The 7,762-nt window shown below is 73.1% G+C and carries 7 protein-coding genes and 1 pseudogene; 4 read left to right on the top strand and 4 right to left on the bottom strand.

Going from position 1 to position 7,762, the window contains the following annotated elements:
- The 3 genes and pseudogenes from OEY_RS27840 to OEY_RS0100200 all read left to right on the top strand — a co-directional run.
- A pseudogene (locus tag OEY_RS27840) lies at nucleotides 1-507 on the top strand (2,4-dienoyl-CoA reductase); the annotation flags it as partial.
- Between the two features lie 36 nt (nucleotides 508-543).
- Nucleotides 544-1,356 (top strand): mycofactocin-coupled SDR family oxidoreductase, encoded by an 813-nt coding sequence (locus tag OEY_RS0100205; protein ID WP_010591947.1) that lies wholly within the window; start codon nucleotides 544-546, stop codon nucleotides 1,354-1,356.
- Nucleotides 1,353-3,323, top strand: a complete 1,971-nt coding sequence (locus OEY_RS0100200; protein WP_010591946.1) for a mycofactocin system FadH/OYE family oxidoreductase 2 — start codon at nucleotides 1,353-1,355, stop codon at nucleotides 3,321-3,323. Before OEY_RS0100205 ends, OEY_RS0100200 begins: the two co-directional genes overlap by 4 nt.
- A 57-nt stretch (nucleotides 3,324-3,380) precedes the next feature.
- Here OEY_RS0100200 and OEY_RS0100195 read toward each other — a convergent pair whose 3' ends face one another.
- The gene (locus OEY_RS0100195; protein WP_228287072.1) at nucleotides 3,381-3,788 is read right to left on the bottom strand and encodes a hypothetical protein; all 408 of its coding nucleotides are present in this window, start codon (nucleotides 3,786-3,788) and stop codon (nucleotides 3,381-3,383) included.
- Between the two features lie 75 nt (nucleotides 3,789-3,863).
- A complete protein-coding gene (locus tag OEY_RS0100190; protein WP_010591944.1) occupies nucleotides 3,864-4,595 on the bottom strand; it encodes a hypothetical protein in 732 nt (243 codons plus the stop codon).
- A 126-nt stretch (nucleotides 4,596-4,721) separates the two neighbouring features.
- Between OEY_RS0100190 and OEY_RS0100185 the strand changes: the two genes are divergently transcribed.
- A complete protein-coding gene (locus OEY_RS0100185) occupies nucleotides 4,722-6,290 on the top strand; it encodes an HD domain-containing phosphohydrolase (protein ID WP_010591943.1) in 1,569 nt (522 codons plus the stop codon).
- A gap of 67 nt (nucleotides 6,291-6,357) precedes the next feature.
- On the opposite strand, the gene OEY_RS0100180 is transcribed toward OEY_RS0100185, so the two are convergent.
- Entirely contained in the window at nucleotides 6,358-7,371 is a 1,014-nt protein-coding gene (locus OEY_RS0100180; protein WP_010591942.1) for a DUF1648 domain-containing protein, read from the bottom strand.
- On the bottom strand, nucleotides 7,368-7,721 hold the full coding sequence (locus OEY_RS0100175; RefSeq protein ID WP_010591941.1) for a GntR family transcriptional regulator: 354 nt from the start codon (nucleotides 7,719-7,721) through the stop codon (nucleotides 7,368-7,370). The genes OEY_RS0100180 and OEY_RS0100175 overlap by 4 nt, the downstream gene beginning before the upstream one ends.
- Nucleotides 7,722-7,762: the final 41 nt, after the last annotated feature.

The raw sequence follows: 7,762 nt of genomic DNA, 5'->3' as shown, positions 1-7,762 counted from the left end.
CCCCCCGCCAGCCGCGACCGGCCCCCCGAGTACCCGGCGGAGGACGGGCACGTCGTGACCGCCGCGGGGCTGCTCGCCGGCGGCCCGATCCCCGTGCGGCCGGTGGTGGTGTGGGATCCGGTCGGCGGGCCCGTCGCCGTGGGCATCGCGGAACAACTCGCCGCCCAGGGGTACGACGTCTCGTATGCGACGACGGACCCGATCGCCGGTGCCCGGCTCGCGCCGACGGGCGACCTGGTCGCGGCCAACGCCCGGCTCCAGCGAGCGGGAGTCACCCGGCATCTGGGGGTCACCGTGCGCCGGGTCGGCGCCGACGCCGTCGAACTCGAGCACCGGCTGACCGGGCAGCGCACCGACGTCGCGGGCGCGCTGCTCGTCGACTGCGCCCCGGGTCTGCCGGAGGACAGCCTCTACCGCACCGGGCTCGTGCGGATCGGGGACTGCCTCGCGCCGCGCAGTGTCCACCACGCGGTACGCGAGGGCCACGCACTCGGATCCGAACTGTAACCTGTTCCAAAACGCTGGGATCGGAAGGATCGGCACATGGGCGAGTTCGACGGCAGGGTCGTGTTCATCACGGGTATCGCGCGCGGCCAGGGCCGCAACCACGCGATCCGGTTCGCGCGGGAGGGCGCCTCGATCATCGGCGTCGACATCGCCGGACCCGTCTCGGCGTACAACACGTACGCGCCGGTCACCGAAGCCGACTTCCACGAAACCGTCCAGCTCGTCGAGGCCGAAGGCGCGAAGATCCACGCCCGCATCGCCGACGTCCGCGACAGCGCCGCCCTGCAGGCCGTCGTCGACGAGGGCGTCGCCCAGTTCGGCCGCCTCGACGTCGTCGTCGCCAACGCGGGCATCTGCAACTGGAACCGCTTCTGGGAGATGCCCGACGAGCAGTTCGAGGAACTGATCGACATCAACCTCACCGGCGTCTTCAAGACCCTCAAGGCCGCCACGCCCGCCATGATCGAGGCCGGCAACGGCGGGTCGATCGTCGTCGTCAGCTCCGTCGCGGGTCTGAAGGCCATGCCCGGCCAGGCCAACTATGCCGCTGCGAAGTTCGGCCTCGTCGGCCTGACCCAGACCGCCGCCAAGGAGCTCGGTGAGTACCGCATCCGGGTCAACTCCATCCACCCCTACGGCGTGAACACGCCGATGGGCACCGACCACGGTGCGCTGAAGATGTTCGAGAAGTACCCGCACTGGTTGCCGAGCTTCGCGCCGATCCTCACCGAGAAGCCGATCGCCGACGTCGACGACATCACCGAGGCCGTGCTGTTCCTCGCGAGCGACCGGGCCAGGACGATCACCGGCAGCCAGATGGCCCTCGACCAGGGGAACTCGAAGGTGTGAGCGAGCCCCGCTCCGCCCGACCGTACCCGCGGCTGGCCGCCCCGCTGCGGCTCGGCCCGGTCACGCTGCGCAACCGGGTGGTGTTCTCCGCGCACCTGACCAACTTCGCCGTCGACGGCCTGCCGACCGCACAGCACGCCGCCTACTACGCCGCGCGGGCCCGCGGCGGGGCCGGTCTGATCGTCTCCGAGGAACACACCGTGCATCCGACGGACCGGCCCTACGAGAAGCTCATCCGCGGCTACGACCCCGCCGTGGTGCCCGGCTACCGGCGCATCACCGAGGCCGTGCACGGCCACGGGGGGCGAATCCTCGCGCAGCTCAACCACAACGGCGCCCAGGGCTCCGGCATGTACACCGGCCTGCCGCTGTGGGCCCCGAGCGCCGTGCCCGACCCGCTGTTCCGGGAGGTGCCCAAGGCCGTCGAGGAGCACGAGATCCGCGAGCTCGTCGACGGGTATGCCCGCGTCGCCGCACACTGCCGTGCCGGCGGGTTCGACGGTGTCGAACTGCAGTGCTCGCAGGCGTCGATCGTGCGGCAGTTCCTGTCGCCCGCCCCCACCCGCCGCACCGACCGGTACGGCGGCCCGCTCCGGAACCGGGCACGGTTCCTGCTCGAGGTCGTCGCGGCGCTGCGCGCGGCCGTCGGGCCCGGCCTGGTCGTGGGGGTCCGGCTCAGCGGGCACGACGGCACCGACGGCGGGATCACCCTCGACGACGCAGTCGCGCTCGCCGCCCTGGTCGAGGACAGCGGGCACGTCGACTACGTCAACACCTCGATCGGCGTGGCCACCGAGACGCTGCACCTGATCGAGGCGTCCATGGCGACGCCGCACGGCTACGCGCTCTTCGTGCCCGACGCGATCCGGCGGCGGGTGCGCCTGCCGGTGGTCGGCGTCGGTCGCTTCACGACCCCGGCGCAGGCCGAGGCGGCGCTCGCCGCCGGGCGCTGCGACCTCGTCGGCGTCGTGCGCGGCCAGATCGCCGATCCCGACTTCGCCGCCGAAGCCCTCGCCGGCGACGACGAGGCGGTGCGCCCGTGCCTGGCCTGCAACCAGGAGTGCATCGGGCGGGTCGGCCTCGGGCGGTGGATCGGCTGCGTGGCCAACCCTCGCGCCGGACGCGAGGCGCAGCCGCTGCCCGATCCTCGCCGGCCCGGCCGGCGGATCCTCGTCGTCGGTGGCGGCCCGGCCGGGCTGCGCGCCGCCGCGACCGCCGCGCAGCGCGGGCACCGGGTCACCCTCTGTGAGAGCGCGGATGTGCTGGGCGGGCAGATCCGCACGGCCGCAACCGCGCCGGGCCGCGGCGAGCTCGGCGGTCTGGTCCGCAGTCTCGAGATCGAGTGCCGGCGCGCGGGCGTGGAGATCCGCACCGGCGTGCACGTCGACGCCGCGGTCGTGCGCGACGCGCATCCCGACGCGGTCGTCGTCGCGACCGGTGCGCGACCGCGGCGCCCGGACTGGGCCGGCGACACCGACCTCGTCGTCGACGTCCGCGACGTCCTCGACGACCGGGTGTCACCGCACGGCGACGTCCTCGTCGTCGACGACCTGGGCTTCCACCACGCGACGTCCGTGGCGGAGTTGCTCGCCGGCCGCGGCGCCGCGGTCACCGTCTGCACGGCCGGGATGATCGTCGGCCAGGACCTCGGGCTGACCCTCGACATGGAGGGCTGGACCCGCCGGGCGTACACCCTCGGCATCGAACAGCTGACCGACACGCTCGTCACCGCCGTCGCCGAACGCGACGGCCGGCTCGACGTGGCGCTGCGGCACCACCCGACCGCCGTCGCGCACCAGCGCACGGTCGACCGGGTGGTGGTGGCCACCCATCAGGATCCGGCGGACGAACTCTGGACAGCCTTGCGCGACAGCGCCTTCCACGTCGTGCGGATCGGTGATGCGCTCACCCCGCGGCGCGCGGACGCCGCGATCGTCGAGGGCGAGCGCGCCGCGATCCACTTCTAGCCGTGCGCGTTTCCGGTAGCCACCGCTACCGGAAACGCGCACGGGCCGCGCAGCGGCCTATCGGCTCGCGCGCTTGGTGGCCTCGGCCCAGGACTCGACCGCCGCGTACCCGTCGCCCACGCCCTGGGTGAACGCGACCAGGGCCCCGTACATCCGGGTGCCTTCCACGGCGAGTTCCGTCTTCGCCACCCAGTCCGCGGCACGGGCCATCACGTGGGCGGAGATGTCGGCACCGTCCTGGGTGCCGCGGGAGGCGTGCAGGAACGACTCGTCGGCGATCTGGAAGGTCTGCACCACGGCGCGCCAGTAGTACTCCGCGTCCATCGCCGCGCGGACCTCGTAGTAGTCCGTGGCGTTCTGCCGCGCCACCGCCTCCTGCAGCGTTGTCGCCGCTCCGGAGATGCTGCGCAGCGGCACGTACACGGGATCGTCGGACGCCCCCCGTGTGGTTCGTCTACTCGTCACCGGCACGATGCTTTCAGACAATGGCACCCCCTCGATGGTCCACAAGATCATCGCACGCGCAAGTGCCGGCGCGGGTCAGCAGGTGAGCGCATCGCCCGGGCACGCCGGCGCGTGCCGCTGCGGATCGAACGGTTCGAACCACGCGTCGACGGTCGCGAACAGGGCGCGCTGGGGAATCCGGAAATCGCCGAGCCGCTCCTGTTCGGGCAGCGGCCCGTCGTCGCCGAGGTCGACGCCGCCCACCGTCGCGGCGACGGTGCGGACGGACCACAACCGGCGCGGTGCGGCACGGAACCACTGTCCGTTCGGTACGTCCCCGGTGAGGCGGATCCGGCCGGCGCCCAGGACCGGCCCGGCGAGGCGCGCCACCGCGGCCAGGACCGCGGGGTGGTGCCGTATGCGGTCGGGTAGGAGCCGACCGGTCAGGGTCGCCAGGGCGGTGGACGGCGACGAGGTCACCTCTACGTCCCAGACGACGTCGTCGCCGGCCGTGATGTGCAGCCGGGACGGGCCGGTCCATGCGGCGGCGACGTCGGTGCGCACCGTCCGGTTGAGGGCGGCGCCGAGGTAGCGGGGGCATCCGTGCTCCGGCGCGGCATCGCTGTAGACGGTCCACCGGCCGTGCGGGTCGCGATGCCAGACCGAGGTGAAGGCCGGGCCCACCGATCCGGCGGTGAACCGGCGCAGTGCCAGACAGTGCCCACTGGCGAACGGTGCACCGATCACCGCGTATCCGGTGAACCGTTCCCCGGCGACCCCGGCCAGGACGCGGGGCTCCTCGGCGGCTGCTTGCGGCGTGGTCTTCATGTCGTCCTCCTGCGGTGTTTCGGTTGTTCCGATCGTGCGCCGTGTCGTGTCCGGAAGGCATGGGGCCGATGCCTCATCTTTTGCCCGGGCGGGCCCCCGATTCCCGCGGCGGAGGACAATGGAGCCGTGCAGCGCAGGAGCGGGTCGTCTCCGGCGCCGCGGGACGGGCCGCGGCGCGCCGAGTTGCTCGCAGCGCTGTCCCTGGCGATCGACCTGGGCCTGGGGCAGCCCATGGAGCACATGCTGCGCTCCGCCGTACTGGCCGGACGGATCGCCGAGCGCATGGGGCTGGACGCCCGGCAGCAGGCCGTCGTCTACTACGCGAACCTCGTCGCCTGGATCGGATGCCACGCCGACTCGCACGAACTGGCGCAGGTGTTCGGCGACGACATCGCACTCCGCGCCGACACCTACGGGGTCGACATGACGGGGTTGCCGTTCCTGCGGATGCTGACGGGTCACGTCGGGCGCGGGCTCGACGGCCCGCGTCGCGGACTCGAGGTCGCCGCGTTCCTGCTGACCGCCCGCCGTCGCATGGCCGAACTGATCGGTTCGCACTGCGCGTCGGCGGGAGCGCTGTCCGACCGGGTGGGCCTCGACCGGCAGGTGGGTGCGGCCCTGGCCTATGCGTTCGAACGATGGGACGGGGCCGGGCTACCCGCGGGGGTACGCGGCGACGACATCCCGCTCGAGATGCACATTGTGCACCTGGCGGAGGTCTGCGAGGTCCATCTGCGAACCGGCGGGCCGTGGCGGGCCGTCGAGGTCGCCCGAGCGCGCAGCGGGACCCAGTTCTGTCCGCGGGTGGCACGGGTGTTCCGGGAGGGTGCGGACGAGTTCACCCACGATCTGCTCGAACGGGACGCATGGGCGGCGGCACTGGATCGGGCACCCGACCGTGAGTGCGTCCTCGCCGACGGCGAACTCGACGCGCTGCTGCGCGCGACGGCGGACTTTGTCGACCTGAAAGTCCCTTTCCTGCTGGGCCATTCGCGGTCCGTCGCCGAACTCGCGGCGGCGGCGGGTCGCCTGCGCGGCCTGCCGGAGACGGACACCGCGGTGCTCTACCGGGCCGGTCTCGTCCACGGTCTCGGGCGAATGGGGGTGTCCAACCGGATCTGGGAGAAGCCCGGTCCGCTCACCGCCACCGAATGGGAGCGGGTCCGGCTGTATCCGTACCTGACCGGGCGGATCCTCAGCCGTGTCACCGGCATGGAGGACGTCGTCGCCGTCGCGACCACGCACCGCGAACGCCTCGACGGCTCCGGATATCCCAACGGCGTCCGCGGTCGCGACCTGAGTGTCGCCGATCGGCTGCTCGCCGCGGCGGAGACGTACCAGCGCTTCGGGGAACCCCGGCCGCATCGTGATGCGCTCACCCCCGATCACGCGGCGGAGCGCCTGCGGCGAGAGGCCCGCGGCGGCCGCCTCGACGCCGAGGCCGTCGAGGCGGTGCTGACGGCGGCCGGGCACCGGCAGGTGCGACGCGCGCCCTGGCCGGCCGGACTGACCGCCCGGGAGGTGGCGGTGTTGCGGCTCGTCGCCCGGGGCCGCTCCAACCGGCAGATCGCCGCAGAGTTGTGCATCGCGGAGAAGACGGCGCGCAACCACGTCGAGCGCGTCTACGTCAAGCTCGGGGTGGACAACCGCACGCGGGCCGGCCTGGCCGCCGTCGACCTCGGGCTGGCGTGGTGAACCACGGGCGGACGACGGCCACGAACGGTGCACGGCCGGGTGTCGCGGTGCTCCCGCCCGGCCGGGTTCAGCGGCTCGGGTCGGTCCTGGCGCCGCCCCTCCGCTCCACGAGACTGTTGACGAGTCCGGCGGCGGTCGCGGCGTCGTCGACCACGACCAGGGTGCGCGCGCCGTCGCGCCGGTGCAGCACCAGGGCAGGGCCACCGCGCAGGACGAACCCCCGTGCACCGCGCAGCGGGCCGAACACTGCCATGCGGTATCCGTAGCCACCGAAGTGCCGCAGCGGTGCCACGTCGGTGACGGAGGCGGAGGCGATGTCACCGAGCCGAGTGTGCAGGTGCGGCCACCCGAACATTCCCGCGACGGTGACCCCGCGGGCGTCGACGGTGACGCGGATCGAGCAGGTCGCAGCCACCAGCACCGCGAGCAGCACGGCCAGGCCCAGCAGGATCCACAGCCGGGTCAGCACGCCCATCGCGGCGACGAGGCCGATCGCCGCGACCAGCGCGCTCGTCGTGACGTTGCCGGTGGCCACCGAGCGGGTCCACACCACGAGTTCGTCTGTGCCGACCGGAATTCGTGGTGCCTCCGCGGCCGGGGGAGTGGCGGGTCCCCGCGACCACCGTGGTATCGCCGCGGCGGCGGCCCCGAGGGCGAGGCCGACGCCGAGTGCGGCGAGGAGCGACGTCCCCGGCGGTGCGGCTGCGGTGGCGTCGGCGAGACCCCGTTGCGAGCCGGTCGCCAGCACGATCAGGGTGGTCACGAACGCGACGGTGCCGGTGACGGTCGCGGCGACCGCGCGGGTGAGGGCGGGGTCGGCGGCGGCAGCCCGGGCGAGACCGAAACCGAGGGCGGCGAACAGCGCACCGAATCCCAGCACCAGCGCGATGGTTGCGGGGAGTCCGGCGAATCCGTCCGCGGTGCCGTCGAGGTTCCAGTGCGTCGCGATCGGATCCGGCAGTTGCGCACGCCAGTTCCGGAGCACGAGCGCGCCGGCGGCGGCGACCCCCAGCGGGGCGACCGTGGAACCGAGGAGGATACGGCCGGCGGGGCGCCCGCCGGTGCCGGGATCGTCTGTCATCTGTACTCCGCTCTGATCAGGTCGACGAGGCCGTCGGCGCTCAGCCCGACGCGCTTGGCGTGCGCGACGACCTCAGCGACGGCGGAATGAACGGCGGCATAGCCGGTTTCGGCGCGATCGGTGACGACCGCACCGCGTCCGCGACGCAGCTCCACCAGGCCTTCGTCGCGCAGCTGCTGATAGCCCCGCAGCACGGTGTGGACGTTGAGGCCGAGCGAGGCGGCCAGGTCGCGTGCACCGGGGAGGCGCTCGCCCGCCCGGACCTCGCCGCGGGCCACCGCGCCGCGCACGGCCGCAGCCAGCTGCACGAACAGCGGGTCCGGCGAGTTCGGATCCAGTCTGATGAGCACGACACCAGCATATTGTTCTATTTGAGATAGAACAAGTCGGC

Source organism: Rhodococcus sp. P14 (genome assembly GCF_000256505.1).
In the GTDB taxonomy this organism is placed as follows: Bacteria; Actinomycetota; Actinomycetes; order Mycobacteriales; family Mycobacteriaceae; genus Rhodococcus; species Rhodococcus ruber.
This window is presented reverse-complemented; position numbering and strand designations above follow the sequence as displayed.